We start from the raw sequence: 19,657 nt of genomic DNA, 5'->3' as shown, positions 1-19,657 counted from the left end.
TTATGCGAGCAGGTGCTAATCATATATCAACGCGTATTTCCGATTCATCGGAGCTGCTAGATAGTGCCTGTGGATTATGCTCCAATGAAAATTGTCTTATTCAAAAGAACATTCATACTTCTAGTATTGGCAAACTTGTAAAGGCAAGAAAAGAAATAAAGTGTAAAAAAGGACAGCAATTTATTATGGAAGGAGCTTCGGTAACCGGACTCTTCTTTCTTTTAAGTGGTAAGGTCAAAGTTTTAAGGACCGGTCTACATGGTAAAGAACAAATTGTTCGTTTTGCATCTCCAGGTGAAATCATTGGGCATAGAGGTTTTGGCACAGAAGAGACTTATCCAATTAGTGCCATTGCTTTGGTAGATTGCACCTTATGTTATTTCTCAAAAGAGTTACTTCAAGAATCATTAAGGGAAACACCTGGTCTTACGTATGATTTTATGTTGTTTTATGCCAATGAACTTAATCGTAGTGAAATAAGGGTAAAATCCTTATCTCAAATGACGGTTCGTGAACGGGTTATAGACACACTATTATATATTGACCGCAAATTTGGACAGGTAAATGGGTATTCTTCACTTTTATTAAGTAGGAGGGAATATGCAGATTATGCGGGTACTACCGAAGAGCAGGTCATAAGAATGTTCTCTATTCTTAAAAAAGAGGGCTTATTGATTACCAAAGGCAAAAGAATTGGTATTGCTGATATAGCATTACTTAAAAAAGAAATTTCAGAGCACAATTTCTATTTGGATAGTTAATAGTACGTACTATCTAATCACACATACTTACGTAGTTATTCTCAATGTTCTCAGTATTTATATACTGCTGATAAATAGGTTGTTATTGGATAAAAACTGCTTTTTCGCAGTAAAGGATATGTGTTTTACAGGGTTAATTATATGGTGTAAAAAGAGGTTTAAACATACCTAATAGCATTAACAAAAGTATAGGATACGTATATATTTGCTTCAATAAGTATTAATACGTAGAAAACTAAATGATATGATTATGAAAAACATTTTTACTTCATCTATTTTAACCCTTTCCCTCGCTTTGGTGTTTACCGCTTGTGGAGATACAAAAAGTAAGAAAACCGAAGCGGTTTCTGAAGAAGCTGTAACCTCAAAAACAAAAATGCTGGATATTGAAAAGCCACAATTAACTTTTGGTTTTATAAAATTGACCGATATGGCACCATTGGCCATTGCAAAAGAAAAGGGCTTTTTTGAAGAGGAAGGACTTTTTGTTTCGGTAGAAGCACAATCTAACTGGAAAAATGTATTGGACCGTGTTATTGACGGTCAATTAGATGGTTCGCATATGTTGGCAGGCCAACCAATTGCTGCAGGGGCAGGTTTTGGTAGACAAGCAGAATTGGTTACTCCGTTCTCTATGGATTTAAATGGAAATGGAATTACGGTATCTAATGATGTTTGGTCAAAAATGAAACCAAATGTACCTGCAGATTCAGATGGTAAGCCAATTCATCCTATTAAGGCAGATGCATTAAAACCTGTAATTACTTCTTATAAAAATGAAGGGAAACCTTTTAAAATGGGAATGGTTTTCCCGGTATCTACCCACAATTACGAATTGCGTTATTGGTTGGCTGCAGCAGGTATTCACCCAGGTATGTATACTGCGGATAATGTACAAGGGCAAATAGATGCCGAGGTTTTACTTTCTGTTACACCTCCGCCGCAAATGCCGGCTACATTGGAGTCCGGTACTATTTACGGATACTGTGTAGGTGAGCCATGGAATCAACAAGCGGTATTTAAAGGTATTGGTGTTCCGGTTACTACCAACTATGACATTTGGAAGAATAATCCTGAGAAAGTATTTGTAATGACCAAGCAGTTTGTAGAGCAGAACCCTAACACGGCAATTGCGGTTACAAAAGCATTGATCAGAGCGGGTAAATGGTTAGATGAGCCTTCTAATAGAGCAGAAGCGGTTGAGATTCTTTCTATGTCTCAATATGTAGGTGCACCAAAAGAAGTATTGGCAAATTCTATGACCGGTACTTTTGAATTCGAAAAAGGAGACAAGCGCGAAATGCCAGATTTCAATGTATTCTATAAGTACAACGCAACATACCCATTCTATTCTGATGGTATTTGGTTCTTAACTCAAATGCGTAGATGGGGACAAATTCCAGAAGCTAAAACTACAGACTGGTACGCTAGTACTATTAAGGATATCTACAGACCTGACATTTGGAAAAAGGCTGCGGATCTTTTGGTTGCCGAAGGTCAAATACCTGCAACGGATATACCTGCAACAGATGGATACAAAGCACCTACGGCAGATTTTATAGACGGTACAACCTATGATGCCAAAGATCCAATTGGGTATATCAATAGTTTTTCTATAGGTAACAAAGACAAAAAGTAAGCACATTTATTCATTGACTTTAAACAAATTATTATGGAGCAAGAAATGGTCTTAAAAAACGAAAAAAGCATGTCTGCAAGTTTTAAGCAGGTACTTTTAAAACTTACACCAAGTGTAAAAAAGGATGGCATTATAAAATCTATGAAGAATGCTGGGATAACACTTCTATCCATCTTATTGTTTATAGGTTTATGGCATATGGGATCTAAAGCCCTTTACAACAAAGAGGCAGATTACAAGGTAGAAAAAGCGTTGCAAGAACGGGGTGAAGAAGCTGCAGCGGCAGAGCGAGCTTGTATAGAGTCGGGTGACAGTAGTTGCCAGCCCAACACCCTACCATCACCTACACAGGTTTGGGCATCTTTAAAATCTTTGGTCGCAGATCACCAAGTTATAAAAGCGGACAAGGCTGCCTTTGCGGAAAAATTGTCGTCTACCAATGAAAAATTAATTGCTCAGGGCAAAGATCCTATTGTTTATACGGGTAGAGCGTCATTTATAGATATAGTACTTACAAGTATTAAAACGGTATTTGCAGGTTTTCTATTGGCATTGTTGATTGCTGTGCCCATAGGTATCATAATAGGTCTTAGTCCGTCTTTACGTAGTGCGTTCAACTGGTTCATCCAAGTTTTTAAACCAGTATCGCCCGTAGTATGGTACTTATTGGTTTTTATGATCGTAAAAACGTTGTACATAGGCGATAGTTCAGATAATGCCTTTGTTATTTCTTTTATCAGTGTTGGGCTATGTGCCATGTGGGCAACTTTGGTCAATACGGCAATGGGGGTATCATCGGTAGATAAAGATTATATCAATGTAGCCAAAGTATTGAAGTTAGGCACGTTTCAAAAAGTATTCAAAGTAATACTGCCATCTTCGTTACCCTTAATTTTTACAGGTCTAAGAATTACCCTTTCTGTTGCTTGGATGGTTTTGATCGCCATTGAATTGCTTGCACAAAGTCAAGGTTTAGGTCTTTTCGTTTGGGAGGAATTCCAGAATGGTGCCAACGACTCCAATTCAAAAATCATTGTGGCCATGTTTGTCATAGGTATCATTGGGTTTTTATTGGATAGGTTGATGTTGACCGTACAGAACATGGTTTCTTTCAACAAAAACGAGATGGCATAATTTATAAAAAGAAGAGCATGGCATACTTAGAACTAAATAATATATACAAAACCTATGGTGAAGGAGATGGAAGTACAGAAGTACTGTCTAACATTAACCTTACCATGGATGAAGGAGAATTTGTTGCCATTGTAGGGTTTACGGGTAGCGGTAAGACCACCTTGGTAAATTTGATCAACGGCTTATTACAGCCAACAAGTGGCGAAGTACTTTTTAAAGGAAAACCCGTAACCGATACCAGCCATGAACGTGGAGTTATTTTTCAAAACTATTCGCTATTGCCATGGTTAACTGTTGGGCAAAATATTTACATGGCGGTAAAAGAAGCTTTTCCAAAAGAAAGTAAAGCAGATTTAATGAAAAGGGTAAAGGAGTATGTGGCAATGGTAAGTCTTAGTCCCGCAATCAATAAAAGACCTAAAGAGCTTTCTGGAGGAATGCGCCAAAGGGTAGCGGTTGCACGTGCCTTGGCCATGAACCCTGAGATGATCATTATGGATGAACCCTTAGGAGCTTTAGATGCTTTGACCAGAGGTAATCTGCAAGATGAGATCTTGAATATTTGGAGCCAGGACAAGCGTACGGCATTATTGATTACCAATGATGTTGATGAAGGTATTTACATGGCAGATAGAATAATACCTCTTAAGCCGGGACCAAACGCCACTTTGGGTCCGGAGTTTAAAATAGATATAGAAAGGCCAAGGGATAAAACGGCCATGAATGACAATCCTGTTTACAAGAAAACTAGAAATGCCATTATAGAATATCTAATGGATATAGGCGAAGAGAGAAAAACGGTATCTAATGTAGAGTATAAATTGCCAGAGCTTACACCAAAAAGTTTTGTCGCTTAAAGAATTGGAAAATGAATACAATAGAACAATCTAACGAAGTATATTCAGAGAACGGCATTATCTACCCATCCAAGGTAATGCTAGATTTGGCCGACTTAAAAAAAGTGTACCCTACGCCAAAAGGGGACTACGTAGTTCTTGAAGATTTGAATTTACAGATCTTAAAAGAAGAATTCGTAACCATTATTGGGCATTCAGGATGTGGAAAAACAACCATGCTTTCCATGATAGCAGGTCTTAATCCTATCTCTGGCGGTAATATTTCAGTTCTGGGAAATCCGGTAAAAGGTCCGGGTCCAGATAGGGGGGTTATTTTTCAATCTCCAAGCTTAATGCCTTGGATGACCGCACTTCAGAATGTCTTATTAGGGGTCAACCAGGTTTTTCCTCAAGCCACCAAAGGGCAGCGAGAAGACATTGCCAAATACTATTTACACAAAGTAGGTCTTGAGAATGCCTTTCATAAAAAAGCATCAGAACTATCTCAAGGCATGCAACAACGTGTAGGTATTGCAAGAGCCTTTGCCATTAAACCAAAAGTATTGTTGTTAGACGAACCTTTTGGAATGCTAGACTCGTTGACCAGGGGAGAGTTGCAAGATATTCTCATAGAAATTTGGAACAAGGAGAAAATTACGGCGGTCATGATTACCCATGATGTGGATGAGGCCATTTTTTTAGCTGATCGTGTTATTATGATGACCAGTGGGCCTAGGGCAAAAATTGGGGATATACTCTCCATTGACTTTGAACGGCCACGAACTCGCAAATCTGTATTGGAAAGCGACGATTATTATACCTACAGAAAACACTTAATAGATTTTCTTGAACACTAACCATTAACTAACTCAAAATTTTAATTAGAAAAATTATGAAAAAACAATACTTAATCATCACCCTATTATTACTAACGGCTAACGCCATATATGCACAATTTACACTAGATGGTCAGTTTAGACCAAGAACGGAATACAGACATGGCTTTGGTAGTTTAATACCAGATGCGGCAGATGCCGGATTCGCCATTTCTACACGTGCACGTTTAAATGCCAAGTATGAATCTGAGGCATATCAGTTTTATCTAAGCCTACAAGATGTAATGGTTTGGGGTGAGAACAGACAAATTCTACCAGATGATCAAAACGATTCTTTTGCCGTATTTGAAGCATGGGCAAATATTAATTTAGGAAAAGGGTGGTCCACTAAATTGGGCCGTCAAGTGATATCTTATGATGACCAACGAATATTTGGCGGGTTAGATTGGGCACAGCAAGGAAGAAACCATGATGCCGGACTATTAAAGTACAAGAAAGATAAATTTATCTTGGACATAGGTTTAGCCTTTAGTCAAGATTTTGACAACCCCACAGGTTTTCAGTCTGTAGGTACGGCATATAATACAGCAGGATTTTTTACCTATAAGACCATGCAATATGTATATGCAAAACAACAATGGGACGGTTTTTCTGCAAGTTTGTTAGCCTTGAACAATGGCTTTCAAAATTTTGATGAAACAGACGCTGCAGACGGTGTAAGCAATTTGCAAACAATAGGTACACACTTAAATTTTAAGCAAGGAAAGTTCAATGCTAATGCCAACTTGTTTTTACAAACGGGAGAAAGACAAAACGAAGTAAAATCTAGTGCCTATTTATTAGGTTTGGAATTGGGTTATAAAGCAAGTGATAAAGTAGCGTTGGGTATTGGTACAGAAGTAATCAGTGGTAATAAAGCGGATACTACGGACAAAACTGAGGCATTTTTTCCATTGTACGGTACCAACCATAAGTTCAACGGATTTATGGATTATTTCTACGTGGGTAACCATGCCAATTCTGTAGGTCTTTTTGATATTCATGCGAGTGCAAAATTCGATTTAGGCAAGCAGTCTAGCCTATTGGTAAAGGTGTTGAACTTTAGTGGCGAGCAAGAATTACCAAGTGGCGAGAAATCATTGGGTACTGAAATTGATTTAGTATTTGCGAAAAAATTCAAAGGCTACGGTTTGGCAATCGGGTACTCTCAAATGTTCGCTGCAGATGGTATGTATGAACTTAAGGGAATTACAGAAGATCTAGCTGCCAGTAGCCAAAATTGGGCATGGGTACAGTTAACCATCAAGCCTCAATTTTTGAATACCAAAAAAGAATAATATTAGAACTTAAATTAGTTTGGTTTTACGGTCTATACAGCACTTTTTGTATAGACCGTATTTTTTTAAAATTATATGTAATTTAGCGGCATACGTATAATTACCTATATTTTGAGTGAAATAACAAGAATAGTATTGGCAGATGATCACGCTTTGGTAAGGGACGGTATACGTTCTTTATTGGAAACAGAGTCTGATCTACAAGTAATCGGTGAAGCGTCTAACGGTAAAGAGGCCATTGATTTGGTAGGGGAAGTAAATCCCGATATTTTGATCATTGATATTAGAATGCCCGTTATGAACGGTATTGATGCCGTTGCAGAATTGACGCAAAGCAAATCTTCGGTGAAAACTATAATCTTGTCAATGCATGATTCTGAAGAGTATATCTTGAAATCCATTAGCTCTGGAGCCAATGGTTATTTATTGAAAGATACTGATAAATCAGAGTTCATTAAAGCTATACATACCGTTAGGGAAGGTGGTAAATATTTTAGTGGAGATATTAGTAATGTGTTGGTAAACAATCTTTTGGGTGGTAAAAATGAAATTGTAAAAAAAGAAGAAACACTAAAAAAGACAGGTGAAAATGTTTTTGATCTTACCAATAAAGAATTAAAAGTGTTAGAGTTGGTACTCTCTGGCTTAACCAATCAGCAAATTTCCGAAAAGCTTCAGAACAGTAAGCGTACTATTGAAACGCATCGTTTTAATTTAATGCGTAAGATGGATGTAAAAAACCTCATTGATCTTTCTAAAAAATCGCAGAAGTATAATTTAATTTAATATCGTTTGTATTTGAGGTTGTTGTGCTACAAAAGGGAGCTGTAGCCTAAAACGGATATGATGATAAACAACTCTTTTTCAAATAGAGCTGAGGTTTAATACTTTAACGGGTATTAGCTCTAGAATGCTATTCTTTGACTTATTCTCAGTATTTGTCCGTTTTAATTTTGAATCACTAGTTTTTAGGCAAAACATTTATCATAAAAAAGTACGTATTTATACGTACTTTTTATAATTTGCAGTATACTTCTAAACCATTCTTTATCTCTGGTAAAATGAATAGTACTAAAACTCATAAAACAATATGTTCTTATTGCGGTGTAGGCTGTGGTATGTTGGTAGACGTTGATGCAAAAGGAACAATAAGTGTAGATGGTAATCCAGATTACCCATCTAATAAAGGTATGCTTTGTACCAAAGGACGAAATCTAAACTACGTAGCGCAAGATACAACAGATCGTATTTTGTATCCAGAAATGAAATGGAGTAGAAATCATCCTTTACAACGTGTTTCTTGGGATGCCGCCTTTGAACGTGCTGCGGCGGTTTTTAAGAGTATCATTGCAAAACACGGTCCAGATAGTGTAGGATTTTATGTGTCAGGCCAATGCCTAACAGAAGAATACTATCTAATAAACAAATTGACCAAAGGTTTTATAGGCACAAATAATATAGATACCAATTCTAGACTGTGCATGAGTTCTGCCGTAGTAGGATATAAGAAAACTTTAGGGGAAGACTCCGTTCCAATTTGTTATGAGGATATAGAATTGGCAGATTGTTTTTTAATAGCAGGAGCAAATCCGGCTTGGTGCCATCCTATTTTATATAGAAGATTGGAAAAGCATAAAGAAGAAAATCCGCAGGTTAAAGTAATTGTCGTAGATCCTAGAAAAACCCAAACCTGTGCAGGGGCAGATTTACATTTGCAGATTTTACCGGGTACCGATGTAATTTTATTTAATGCCATTGCGCGTAGATTAATAGATAAAAGAAAAATAGATGTTGCCTTTATTAAAAAACACACTGCAAATTTTGAAGCGTGTAAAGAAATGGCTTATACACTAACGCTCAAAGAGGCGGCTAAAAAATGTGGTATTCCAGTAGCGGATATACGTAAAGCGGCAGAGTATATTGGCAATGCCAAAAAGTTCATTAGTATGTGGACCATGGGGCTGAACCAAAGTGTTATAGGTGTTGCTAAAAATGTCTCGTTATTAAACCTATCGTTATTAACAGGTCAAATAGGAAAACCTGGTTCTGGTCCGTTTTCATTGACAGGGCAACCAAATGCCATGGGGGGTAGAGAAGTTGGTGGTATGGCCAGTTTATTGGCAGCCCATAAAAACTTGGGCAACCCTAAGCATAGAAAAGAAGTGTCCGACTTTTGGGGAGGTGGAGAAATTCAGGCAGAACCAGGGTATACCGCTACAGAAATGTTCGATGCCTTGGATGAAGGAAAACTAAAGGCCATTTGGATCATCTGTACCAATCCTGCAGTTAGTATGCCCAATGTAAAAAAGGTAGAAAGAGCATTGAAAAAGGCAAAATTCGTGGTGGTACAAGACATATCACATAACTCGGAGACGACTAAATTTGCAGATTTACTACTACCTGCTGCAGGTTGGTTAGAAAAAGAAGGTACCATGACCAATTCTGAAAGAAGAATTAGTTATCTGCCAAAAGTAATAGATGCGCCAGGAGAGGCCTTGCCAGATGCAGAGATTATTTGGCGTTTTGCACAAGCAATGGGCTATACAGGATTTGATTATGCAAATAGTAGTGAGGTCTATGATGAGCATTGTTTGCTTACCAAAGGCACGGAGATAGATATATCTGGTCTGTCTTATGATCGATTGAAGAATGAAGGTAGTTTTCAATGGCCCGTACCGCACAAAACACATAAGGGAACACCAAGGTTATTTACAGATCGTAAGTTCTTTACCAATGACAAAAAGGCACATTTTAATGCCCCTTCAACGCTTTATAATAAATCTGAGGAAACGGATAACGAATATCCATTAATATTAAATTCAGGTAGGGTACGCGATCAGTGGCATACACGTACCAAGACCGGTAAGGTTAAGAGGTTATTGACCCATATTCCACAACCTTATTTAGAAATGAATGCTGTAGATGCCTACTTAAGAAAAATTAAGGATGGAGATATTGCAGTGGTCAAAAGCAGACGTGGGCAGGTACAGGTGAAGGTACAGCTCAACTATGATATAAGAGAATCGGTAGTTTTTTTACCAATGCATTGGGGTAAAGTATTGAACAATGATTTTGGTAGGGCAAATAACCTGACCAACGATTTGGTAGACCCAATATCTAAAGAGCCGGATTTTAAATACTGTGCGGTTGAGGTCTCCAAATTTGTCAAAAAGAAGCAGAAGGTAGTAGTCGTAGGTGCCGGTGCCGCTGCATATCGTTTCATACAATCTTACAGAGAAAAAAATACAGAAGATGAACTTCATGTGTTTTCAAAGGAAAAAGACCCTTTTTATAATAGGGTTCTACTACCGGAATATGTTAGTGATGAACTTTCTTGGGAAGCTTTGGAAAAATTGAAGGAAGGTGAGTTGCAAAAGTTAGATGTCACCTTGCATTCCGGTATTTGTATTGACAATATCAATGCAGATGAAAAGACGATTTTAGATTCTTTGGGGAAAGTGCATTCTTATGATCTGCTTATTATGGCAACGGGTAGTAGGGCATTTATCCCTAGTGATGTTCAAATAAAATTACCTGGTCGCTTCACCATGCGTGAAAGAGGCGATGCCGATAAGCTTAGAAAATATTTAGCGGAAACCGGTCTAAAGGCAAAAGATCAGAATGTGGTCATTGTAGGTGGCGGACTTTTAGGTTTGGAGCTTGCAGCGGCATTGAAAAAGATCAACATCAACATTAGCATTATTCAAAGGGCACCGCGTTTAATGGAACGTCAATTGGATAGTGTTGCAAGTAGGCTGTTAGCGGAAGATGTGATGGAACGTGGCATAAACCTCTATTTTGATAATGAGGTAAGTACCGTTTTTGAGGATAAGGGCCAAAAACATAGTCTTTTAGTAAATCTAAAAACAGGTAGAACCATTCAATGTAATGCCATTGTGTATGCCATTGGTACTAGGCCCAATATAGAATTGGCAAAACAGACTGGGGTTCATACCCGAAGGGGAGTCGTTGTAAATTCATACTTACAAAGTAGCGACCCTTCTATTTTTGCACTCGGGGAAATAGCGGAATACAAAAATTCGTTGTTCGGAATTACCTCGGCAGCTGAACAACAAGCTGATATTGCAGCAAATTTTATTCTTGGCGATTTCAGCAGTATTTACAACGGCTCTGTTTTAATGAATATTTTAAAGTTCGAAAATTTAGATCTCTGCAGCATTGGCATGGTCAACTCACCGTTAGGGGATCCATCGTATGAAGAAATTATTTTAATGGATGTCAGCAAGCGCTTTTACAAGAAATGTATCGTAAAAGATGATACGCTTAAAGGAGCCATTTTAATGGGCGATAAAAATGAATTTGCAGAATTTAAAAGGCTCATAGAAGAGGAAATTGAACTCTCTGAAAAGCGGGATGAGCTGTTGCGTGGCGCTTCTACCTCTGTTCCGTTAAAGGGCAAGTTGGTCTGTTCCTGTAGTCAAGTGGGCGAGGGCAATGTTATTGATGCCATTAATGGCGGATGCTCCGAGTTCAACAAATTATGCTCAGAAACAGGTGCAGGTTTAGGCTGTGGTAGCTGTAAGCCAGAGATTAAGGAGTTATTACAAAAACAGCTGGTATTGGCTAATTAAAAATAGGACATTATGAACGATGATCTGCATAGAATATTGATCAAGGGAGGGGTTACTTCCCCGGGTGAATTAAAGGATATTATTACCATGCTAGAGTCTGCCGGTCTTACCAGTGTTAACTTTGGTTCTAGACAAGATATTTTATTTCCGTTGAAAGATGCCAAAGAAGAGCAATTGGAAAGTATTTCAAAATTTAATACTGATATCATTGCCAATAGATCGTATCAGAATATTGTAAGCTCTTACGTATCTGCAGATATTTTTGACATGACCCATTGGTTAAAGGGATCTACGTATTTATATATTTTAGAAGGTTTTGATTTTTTACCAAAACTCAAAATCAATATTACCGATCCTAAACAAAGGCTAGTGCCTATTTTTAGTGGCAATCTCAATTTTATAGCATCTGATCAAGAAGATTATTGGTATTTAAACATTAAACTTCCACACTGGAAATCATCTGCTTTTTATCCGGTTTTAATTTATAGTTGGGATATAAATTCCATTTCAAAGCAAATAGAGGAAATTCATGAAGACATTTCAGATATAGATGAGTTGTTCTTTGTAATGAACAAAAACTTGGAGACGAACAATAAAACCATGGAAAAGGAATTAAAGGTTCCTTTTCAGACCTTCCCGTACTATGAGGGTATGAACCGGTTGGGTACCGATCTTTATTGGTTGGGACTGTACTGGAGAAATAATAAATATGACCTATCGTTTTTAAAGGCGTTCTGTGGTTTTTGTTTAGATAATAGTATTGGTAAAATCTGTATTACACCCTGGAAATCTTTCGTGGTAAAAGGAATTAAAAAATCAAGTAGACCAGAACTTGAAAGGTTTTTGGGCAAAAGGGGAATTAATGTTAGGCACTCTCAGTTAGAGATGAACTGGCACGTACCAATTGATGACGGTGAAGCCCTTGAGCTTAAAAAATATTTGGTCAGAAGTTTTGATCAAAATGATATTAGTACCTACGGTCTTACTTTTGGTATAAGCAATGAAGTGGGTAAGCGTTCGCACTTTGCCTCGGTGATTATTGAAAAGAACAGCTTGCCCACCATTGTTAAAGAGTTTGAAGTTCGCCCAACGTACAATGTGCTACATTTTGAACATTTTGATCCCAATAGTCAAAAGTATATTACCTACGCCCAAGATATTGATAAAATAGAACTGCCCGGTCTGTTAATGGAGTTGAGTAAGATGTATTTTGACCAACTAGGGCAAGTTGACGATTTGGAAAAAACTACAGATGTTGAGGTGGTTGAAACTAAACAGCAGTTATATCAATGTCAAGATTGCTTTACGGTATATGATGAATCTTTTGGAGATGAAGATTTCAATATAGTTGCAGGCACAAAATTTCAAGATATAAGTGAGGCATATGAGTGCCCGGTCTGCTCCGCTCCTAAATCAAAGTTTAAGGAAGCCATGATACAAATGGGCTAATAATACTATATGGTTTTCTAGTTGCCCTATATTCAATAAGTTAGTGTATATTTAATGGAGGTAATAAATTCGCTTTTGGAGTTAAAACTTAAAAACGTGAAGCCATAATTTTGTGGTATTATTCTAAATAAACCAACACTCATGACCAGGGTAAATGTAAATGAAAGCCGTAAAGAACCGGTATTGGCCAAAGCATTAAAGTTCACTATTGTAATTGCCGTTATCGGTATTCTGTTATGTGTACTGTTTATGGCTTTTGGTATTTAAACTTTACAGTTATTGAAAAAACACCGTAATCAGCCTTACCACTTTTCTACTATGGTTGCATTACAGGAAGTTCAAGTATGCGGTCTGGTCCGTAGAATTTTAAAGCAATACCGAACACGATTACAGATAATACCATACCTATCATAAAAATGGTATATGTCCATCTTAGAATGCGATACTTTCTTTCCAGGACCACACCCAGAAAATATAGGTCTTTTGTTAGAGAACTATATATATAATCCTTGTCCTTTATAAGTTCTTTCATAGCCCAATTGTACTGCTCTAGTTTCATTTTGTGAAAATTACCGAAGAACAATAAATTGACTTTTTTGGTGGTAACCTCTTCTTCTGTAAACTGTCCAGTGGTTACGTTAGGTTTTGTGGCAATAATGGACATTACCATAGAAACTACACTAAAAATGATGAACAAAAAGGTAGGGTAGAATAAATAATCGTTTGTGGGGTTGTCTAATTTGGGCACCAAATTAGCGAGCGCCATAGATATGATAATGGCATTTACGGACAATAGGATGTTTGCCTTGGTGTCTGCAATGTCACTAAGTTTTAAATGATTTTGTAACGTAACTCTATACAATGTCTGTATTCCCCTATCTGGCAGTTCTCCTTTGAACTTAGCTTTTAAACTTTCTTTTTTTACGAGCTCTTTGTGCTTTTTTCTCGCTTTAATGAGCCTCTTAATATTTTTATCTTTTCCCTTTTGCCAATTATTTATGGCATAATCTGTATAAAAGCGATGATTGGTAAGTAAGAATTTTATATTCTCTTCGCGCCAATCTGCCGTTGTAAAGCTTTGTTTGCCAATAAGGGCGAGTTCTTCACGTAAAAGCTCTGTAGATGCAACAAAATTTTTAATATGAAAGTGTGATGAGTCTGCATCGCGAATTATTTTCTCTAATTCGTTTACTGGCTCGTAATTTTTTTTAGTGGCCATAATAAGGCTACAAACAACTTCAGAGAAGGAAACGGAAATTTTATATTCTGCCAAGAAATCTTTTACCAATAGGCAACTTTGCTCTTCGTGATCGGTATAAGATTTTGTGTAGCCCAGATCATGAAACCAAGCGGCAACTAATAATTGTTCACTTTCTTCGTCTGAAATATTCTCTCCTTCGATCAATTCTTTAGTACTCTCTACAACACGTTGGGTGTGCCTAAGATTATGATATAAAAATCTTGGGTCAATATTGCCGGTCAAGAGATCTGTGGCAAATACTTCGGCTTTTGAAACTATTGTAGACATAAGTTTAATGAAAAAGATAATACTTTAGAAATGTACAAAAATTATCTGCTTATGTTAAATGGATATTCCAAAACCAACCTGAATAAGATTACTTTCCTTAGAATTAAAATACCCAATATTAAACGTAAGTGCCTTTAAGCTGCTGATCCAAAAACCGCCGCCTTGGGAAGTATGCCAAACATTTGAACTTTCATTGGGCATCCATACCCTACCATAATCAAACCCACCATACATACCAATGGTCACAGGAGATACAGCGGTGATGTAACGCTTTAGTTTTAGTTTAAGATCTGAAGATTGGTAGAAATAAGACTTGCCGGTAAAACGTTCATCCCTAAATCCTCTAAGTCCGTTACCACCACCAATAGAGGGTGTATGGTAAAAATATACATCATTGTAATCAAAAAGTCCTTTGTATTCCGCAGTAGTACTAAATACAAGGTTTCCTTTATGTTCTAATTTATGGTCAAAACCTACTTTCAAAGAAGCATAACCAAACTTGTTGTCATTATTGGCGATATTCATTTTATAACCAGCGGAGAAGCCAAAGTAAATTGCTTTTGATGGAAAATCACCTGCGTCATCACGATCATATTCCCCTGTCAATTCTAGTCCTCCGTAGTTTTGGGTTTCAAATATTTCATTATTAAGATTGTTACTATTGAACAATCTGTTTGGGTTGTCATCTACCTTAAACGACTCAAATAACCCTCTGATACGAAGGCTGTAATATGCTAAACCGGCACTTGCCTTGAACATTCTAATTCTGCCTCTATAATAATCTCTATCAAGGGCATCTTCATTGTTTACAGTTTCGTTACCAAAGCCAAAAAAGTTCTTTACATAACGATCATTGGCAAAGTAGGCACTTGTTTCAAAATTCCATCCGGGGAAAACACTTCCGTAAATACCAGAGTAAGACAGTTCAGCAGCTTTAAAATTAAAGTAGTAATTGGCACTAATGCTATGCTGTTGTCTAAATGAATTGCCATCTATTCCTTTTTGGGTATAGGTGTTTGATGCTCCTAGAAAAAAACCATCGTCCGTTCTAAACCCTAATGTGGGCACCAATACATTGGTATTAGGCTCAAAATATCTAAAATGAAAAGTGTTCGTCTTATAATTATCGGTTAATAGGGTTTTAGGTTTTTGATCTTGAATATCAATCTTTTCATGTTCCCAATCGTACAATTTTACTTTTTTCTTATTGCCTATGGTGTAAGTATCGTCACCATAACCTCCAATTATTCTTAATTTGGTTTTAGGGTTTTCTTCACCTTCAACAACAAAAACATCATCATCACCTAAACCATAGATCCAGACTTCTTTCGTTAAACTATCATTGAATGTTCTTGAGTAGACCAATTCATTTTTTTCATCACTTAAAATACGTTTTACTACAACCTTGGTTTCACCATTTTTCATTCTGGTCATGGTAAAGATGTCGTCTTTTTCGGTACCGAGTACGGCTACAATTTTATTAAGGTAATTTGCATACGCTTCAGCGGTTTTGGGCAATGTTTCTAGTCGTTGTTTTAAACTTTGCTTAATATATTCTGAAGTTTCATCTTGCACCGCCATGGGCAAACGTTTAAAGGCTTTTTCTATAACCTCTGCCGTCATTCCATCTTGTATGGCTCTTGCCTCTTCTACCCATGCCTCTGGTCCATAACTAGTGGCCAATGTTCTATCTAATCTGTTACCGGAAAGGTTCAGCCATTTTACATTATCTACATCCTCATCATAGGTTTCCCAATTTCTTGTACCGGGAACAAACCACTGTACAAAAGGGATTACTTTGCCATCGAACCTTGGGAATGCATTGTCCCTATCTCTTGGAACGGGCATAAACTCTTTCTCACCATCCGGACTTTCATATTCGATCCACCTCCATTGATCTTGGTGGCGGTCCCAATCGCCAATAAGCATATCGAAAATTCTAGCTCTAATAAAGCTCTTTTCATCTACCCCATAAGACTCATCGCTCTTTATTTTTTCTAACATATCAGTAGTACTTTCATAGTCTACCACTTCACCGGAATTTTCATGGATCGTTCTTCTATAGCCCTTATAATGTGCTTGTTCTTCAGACGGTCTACGCTCTATATAATATAACTCATCACCATAGTTTTCATTGAACTGTTTAAGGCTGTCTTGCTTTGGAACATAAAACAAATCTGTATCAGAATGGTTTATTCCTACGGATTTAGCTAAAGGATTAATGACCAGCTGCATGTATGGGTGGGCAGTAGTAAAGAAATCTGAAATTGCTTTTTCTGCCCAAGTATCTTGATAATCTTGCGTATTATACGATATGCCCGGAAGCTTGAATTTTAAAAACTTAAGCGCGCTTTTCTTTAATGATCGCATGGCATATTGTTTGCCGTTTGCATCTTCTAAACGAAGGGAGAAAGATTGGTGTCCGCCTCCTTCTTTAACAACCGAAAGACCTCCGTAAAGGGTGTCTAATTGAACTATGGGGGCTTCTACAGGCTGACCATAATAGTTACGATAACGCTCTCCCCACAAAAATTTATAAAATCCACTTTTATTGTAATCCTTTGGGTCGTCTAAGATATTGGTCTCTTCTATTTCCTTACCATTTGCCGTAAATTGATCAAATTCTTTTTCAGGTTCTTTTTTAGAAAGGACATTAAAGGTCTTGCTAGATGAAAGATCGTTTTCAGAAACAAACGTTACTTTAGAACTACCATCTTTAAAATAGTCTAGCCTTGCAAAGCCACGCTCGCCATACACATATTCACCATGATAATCAATAGAACCACCTATGGCGGTAATTCTACCAGCTGTTAGTTTGGCCGCACTTTTTTCTCCTAAAGAGCCACTTACTATTTGGTGAATGCCACCACCTTCCAATAATTGCAGACTTTCTTCATGACCGGAAATCAAGGTAATTCTATCATTGGCCTGTGCCAAGGCACTTACTGCAATACGTAGATAATTATATCTTCTGGAATTTACATGTTCAGGATCAAACGCACCCAAGTCCATCACGGCATTTTTAATAGTACCCACTAACGGTAGCGGTGTAGCGTGATCTTTAACCGTTGTTTTACCAGCGTAGGTACCGTTGGTAAATACGGGGTGATGCATAGCTATGACAATATTCTTGCCTTGACCATCGCCTATGTACCCTTCCAACTCCTCCATAAATCGTCTACGGGTAATAATATCAGAGCACTTTTTGTTAATGTCTTCAACTCTGGACCAGTTGGATACAAACCATTTAGAATCCACTAAAATAAGATCAAGGTCGTCATTTATGACCTTGTGTTCTATAGGGCAACCATTATTTGGAAGTACTGCAGTGTTTTGTCGTTCAATATCCTTCAGATAGTTTTCTACTTTTTCTATCTTGTTTAGCTTATAACTTTTCCATTCGTTGTTACCAGGCAAGAATATGGTTTCTCCCTTAAAATTAGATGAAAGATCTAACTGTTGTTGAATAAAAAGGCTATCGATCAGCCAATTATTGGTCTCGGGAGATATATTATCACCCGTAAAGACCAACGTACTATTTTCTGTAGCTAGATCTAGTTCTTCTTTAAAGCGCTGTAAAAGTGCATTGTTAGGTACCGAAGATGCGTTGCCCAGACCGCCTGCAATGTAGAAGGTATGGGTAATATCATTAGTATTTTCCACAGTTGAGTCACTGTGAATATTGCTTTGCTCTTTGTATGTTGCGCAAGAAGATATAAACAGTAAAGCAATTAGAATACTAAAAGGTTTTACGGTCAAATAATTTACCCAAGAATGGTATGGTGGGTTGGTCATATAAATGTTTAAGTTGATACTGGTCTAAGAGGTTTTTTTAATTGGTAAAAAACACGTTTGAAACAATGATCCCAATTATGAGAATGACCAAAAATGATATTAAAATGGTTACGCCCAGTTTTGTTTTTTTGTTTTTCTGAAGGATAAATTCCCTGGTTTCTTCTTCGGGTTCTTTTACGAACTTTGTCTCTTTTGTATTCTCTTTCATGTTTTTATTTTTTAATGTATACTGTTTTTTTGTTAACGAATTCCAATATGCCTTCCCTAGACAGTTCTCTACCATAACCGGAAGCTTTTGTACCTCCAAATGGTAATCTAGGGTCAGATTTCACCATGTCATTGATAAAGAATGCTCCATCTGGAATTTGTGATATCATATCCATGGCACTATCTATATCTTGGGTAAATAACATACTACCCAGTCCAAATCTAGAATTGGTCGCTAATTGTATTGCCTCTTCTCTATTTGCCACTTTGGTAATAGCAGCTACAGGACCAAAAGTTTCTTCTTTGAACACTGGCATTTCTTTGGTGACATTGGTAAGTATGGTAGGTGAAAAATAAGCGCCATTTATTTCATTGCCAAGAATAACTTCTGCACCCATATCAATGGAATTCTGTACTTGTTTTTGAAGTTCTTCAGCCAAATCTTCCCGCGCCATAACACCGATAAAAGTATCTTTATCCATTGGGTCACCTGTTTTAAAAGATTTAATTTCTGCGGTGAACTTTTCTATGAAGTCATCATAAATATCAGCACATACAATGAACCTTTTTGCGGCAATACAACTTTGTCCCGTATTCTGCATACGTGCAGTGGCCATTGTTGATATGTATTGGTCCAGATCAGCATCTTCCCATATAATACATGCATTGTTCCCACCAAGTTCCAGGACAGATTTTTTAAGATTTTCACCTGCTGTACGGGCAATAGACCTACCTGCTTTCTCACTGCCGGTGAGGGTGACGGCCTTAATACCTTCGTGGGCAATAAGTTTTTCTATTTCTTCATGACCTGATTTTATACTTTGAAAACACCCTTCTGGATATCCGGCATCTAAAAACAATTGCTCTATGGCCAGAGAACATCCCGTAACGTTTTTTGCATGTTTCAATAAAGCGGTGTTACCAGCGGTCAATGTAGGTGCCGCAAACCTTAACACTTGCCAAAATGGATAATTCCAGGGCATAACCGCTAAAATGCATCCTAAGGGATCATGACTAATAAAACTTTCATCTGCATCCGTATCAATAAGTTCATCGGCTAAAAGGTCTTCGGCATTTAAAGCATAAAAATCACAGACCCAAGCGCACTTTTCAATTTCGGCAACGCCTTGTGATATCGGCTTGCCCATTTCTTGGGTCATTAGCTTTGCGTATTCCTCTTTACGTTCTATAAGCAACTCGGCGACATTGGTCAACAGTTGACATCTATCTTCAATTTCCATGTTGGCCCATGAAGTTTGGATTTCCAATGCTTTCTTCAACTTAGAATGTATAGACTTACTATCATCTAAAGTATAAGTAGCTATAGTATCGCCAGTGTATGGGTTTTTTAAATCGTAATCTTTCATAACGGCAAATTTAGGTGTAAGGGGTTGTGTGTATTAATTCGTTCCATATTATTCTTAACCCTTTAAGTTAGGTATTGTTACGGTCAATATTATAAGGTTTTGAGTTAAGTAATTGTATAGGTATTAAAGATCTTTGTTGAAGATGATAGCTAGACCGCTATTATTGAATAAAAGAA

At 37.3% G+C, this 19,657-nt stretch carries 14 protein-coding genes; 10 read left to right on the top strand and 4 right to left on the bottom strand.

The genetic code is table 11. The annotated features are described in order from the left end of the window. Positions 1-2 precede the first annotated feature (2 nt). From B2Z27_RS16945 to B2Z27_RS16900, 10 genes are all read left to right on the top strand, one after another. Positions 3-761 (top strand): Crp/Fnr family transcriptional regulator, encoded by a 759-nt coding sequence (locus B2Z27_RS16945; RefSeq protein ID WP_286814548.1) that lies wholly within the window; start codon positions 3-5, stop codon positions 759-761. 250 nt (positions 762-1,011) lie between these two features. After that, complete coding sequence (locus B2Z27_RS16940; protein ID WP_286814547.1) at positions 1,012-2,400, top strand: CmpA/NrtA family ABC transporter substrate-binding protein; 1,389 nt, start codon at positions 1,012-1,014, stop codon at positions 2,398-2,400. A gap of 33 nt (positions 2,401-2,433) precedes the next feature. Further along, the gene (locus B2Z27_RS16935; RefSeq protein WP_286814545.1) at positions 2,434-3,534 is read left to right on the top strand and encodes an ABC transporter permease; all 1,101 of its coding nucleotides are present in this window, start codon (positions 2,434-2,436) and stop codon (positions 3,532-3,534) included. A 17-nt stretch (positions 3,535-3,551) separates the two neighbouring features. Then, positions 3,552-4,391, top strand: a complete 840-nt coding sequence (locus B2Z27_RS16930; protein ID WP_058104637.1) for an ABC transporter ATP-binding protein — start codon at positions 3,552-3,554, stop codon at positions 4,389-4,391. 11 nt (positions 4,392-4,402) lie between these two features. Then, positions 4,403-5,227, top strand: coding sequence for an ABC transporter ATP-binding protein (locus tag B2Z27_RS16925; RefSeq protein ID WP_058104638.1), 825 nt, complete (start codon positions 4,403-4,405; stop codon positions 5,225-5,227). A 35-nt stretch (positions 5,228-5,262) separates the two neighbouring features. After that, the gene (locus B2Z27_RS16920) at positions 5,263-6,543 is read left to right on the top strand and encodes an alginate export family protein (protein WP_286814544.1); all 1,281 of its coding nucleotides are present in this window, start codon (positions 5,263-5,265) and stop codon (positions 6,541-6,543) included. Between the two features lie 111 nt (positions 6,544-6,654). Then, positions 6,655-7,329, top strand: a complete 675-nt coding sequence (locus tag B2Z27_RS16915) for a response regulator transcription factor (RefSeq protein WP_286814543.1) — start codon at positions 6,655-6,657, stop codon at positions 7,327-7,329. A gap of 275 nt (positions 7,330-7,604) precedes the next feature. Continuing rightward, a complete protein-coding gene (locus B2Z27_RS16910; protein ID WP_286814542.1) occupies positions 7,605-11,135 on the top strand; it encodes a nitrate reductase in 3,531 nt (1,176 codons plus the stop codon). Between the two features lie 12 nt (positions 11,136-11,147). After that, on the top strand, positions 11,148-12,584 hold the full coding sequence (locus tag B2Z27_RS16905) for a rubredoxin (protein WP_286814541.1): 1,437 nt from the start codon (positions 11,148-11,150) through the stop codon (positions 12,582-12,584). Between the two features lie 141 nt (positions 12,585-12,725). Continuing rightward, the gene (locus B2Z27_RS16900) at positions 12,726-12,851 is read left to right on the top strand and encodes a hypothetical protein (protein WP_286814539.1); all 126 of its coding nucleotides are present in this window, start codon (positions 12,726-12,728) and stop codon (positions 12,849-12,851) included. 49 nt (positions 12,852-12,900) lie between these two features. Here the strand turns inward: B2Z27_RS16900 and B2Z27_RS16895 are convergent, their stop codons facing one another. Genes B2Z27_RS16895 through B2Z27_RS16880 form a run of 4 tightly spaced genes read right to left on the bottom strand, consistent with a single transcriptional unit; the run spans position 12,901 to position 19,481 of the window. Continuing rightward, complete coding sequence (locus tag B2Z27_RS16895) at positions 12,901-14,112, bottom strand: Pycsar system effector family protein (protein ID WP_286814538.1); 1,212 nt, start codon at positions 14,110-14,112, stop codon at positions 12,901-12,903. 54 nt (positions 14,113-14,166) lie between these two features. Continuing rightward, positions 14,167-17,907, bottom strand: a complete 3,741-nt coding sequence (locus tag B2Z27_RS16890) for a hypothetical protein (RefSeq protein ID WP_286814537.1) — start codon at positions 17,905-17,907, stop codon at positions 14,167-14,169. A gap of 37 nt (positions 17,908-17,944) precedes the next feature. Then, positions 17,945-18,115 carry a hypothetical protein gene (locus B2Z27_RS16885; protein ID WP_156894544.1) on the bottom strand — a complete coding sequence of 57 codons (171 nt, stop codon included), beginning with the start codon at positions 18,113-18,115 and terminating at the stop codon, positions 17,945-17,947. A 4-nt stretch (positions 18,116-18,119) separates the two neighbouring features. Then, the gene (locus B2Z27_RS16880) at positions 18,120-19,481 is read right to left on the bottom strand and encodes an NAD-dependent succinate-semialdehyde dehydrogenase (RefSeq protein ID WP_286814535.1); all 1,362 of its coding nucleotides are present in this window, start codon (positions 19,479-19,481) and stop codon (positions 18,120-18,122) included. Between the last annotated feature and the right edge of the window lie 176 nt (positions 19,482-19,657).

It is taken from the genome of Maribacter sp. UBA3344, from assembly GCF_002362375.1.
GTDB lineage: Bacteria > Bacteroidota > Bacteroidia > Flavobacteriales > Flavobacteriaceae > Maribacter > Maribacter dokdonensis.
The sequence above is the reverse complement of the archived record's forward strand: the minus strand, read 5'-3'. Positions and strand labels throughout refer to the sequence as shown.

Coding starts and splice junctions, on each gene's coding strand:
- B2Z27_RS16945 (WP_286814548.1), top strand. CDS start 3: ATGCGAGCAGGTGCTAATCATATATCAACGCGTATTTCCGATTCATCG.
- B2Z27_RS16940 (WP_286814547.1), top strand. CDS start 1,012: ATGAAAAACATTTTTACTTCATCTATTTTAACCCTTTCCCTCGCTTTG.
- B2Z27_RS16935 (WP_286814545.1), top strand. CDS start 2,434: ATGGAGCAAGAAATGGTCTTAAAAAACGAAAAAAGCATGTCTGCAAGT.
- B2Z27_RS16930 (WP_058104637.1), top strand. CDS start 3,552: ATGGCATACTTAGAACTAAATAATATATACAAAACCTATGGTGAAGGA.
- B2Z27_RS16925 (WP_058104638.1), top strand. CDS start 4,403: ATGAATACAATAGAACAATCTAACGAAGTATATTCAGAGAACGGCATT.
- B2Z27_RS16920 (WP_286814544.1), top strand. CDS start 5,263: ATGAAAAAACAATACTTAATCATCACCCTATTATTACTAACGGCTAAC.
- B2Z27_RS16910 (WP_286814542.1), top strand. CDS start 7,605: ATGAATAGTACTAAAACTCATAAAACAATATGTTCTTATTGCGGTGTA.
- B2Z27_RS16905 (WP_286814541.1), top strand. CDS start 11,148: ATGAACGATGATCTGCATAGAATATTGATCAAGGGAGGGGTTACTTCC.
- B2Z27_RS16900 (WP_286814539.1), top strand. CDS start 12,726: ATGACCAGGGTAAATGTAAATGAAAGCCGTAAAGAACCGGTATTGGCC.
- B2Z27_RS16895 (WP_286814538.1), bottom strand. CDS start 14,112: ATGTCTACAATAGTTTCAAAAGCCGAAGTATTTGCCACAGATCTCTTG.
- B2Z27_RS16890 (WP_286814537.1), bottom strand. CDS start 17,907: ATGACCAACCCACCATACCATTCTTGGGTAAATTATTTGACCGTAAAA.
- B2Z27_RS16885 (WP_156894544.1), bottom strand. CDS start 18,115: ATGAAAGAGAATACAAAAGAGACAAAGTTCGTAAAAGAACCCGAAGAA.
- B2Z27_RS16880 (WP_286814535.1), bottom strand. CDS start 19,481: ATGAAAGATTACGATTTAAAAAACCCATACACTGGCGATACTATAGCT.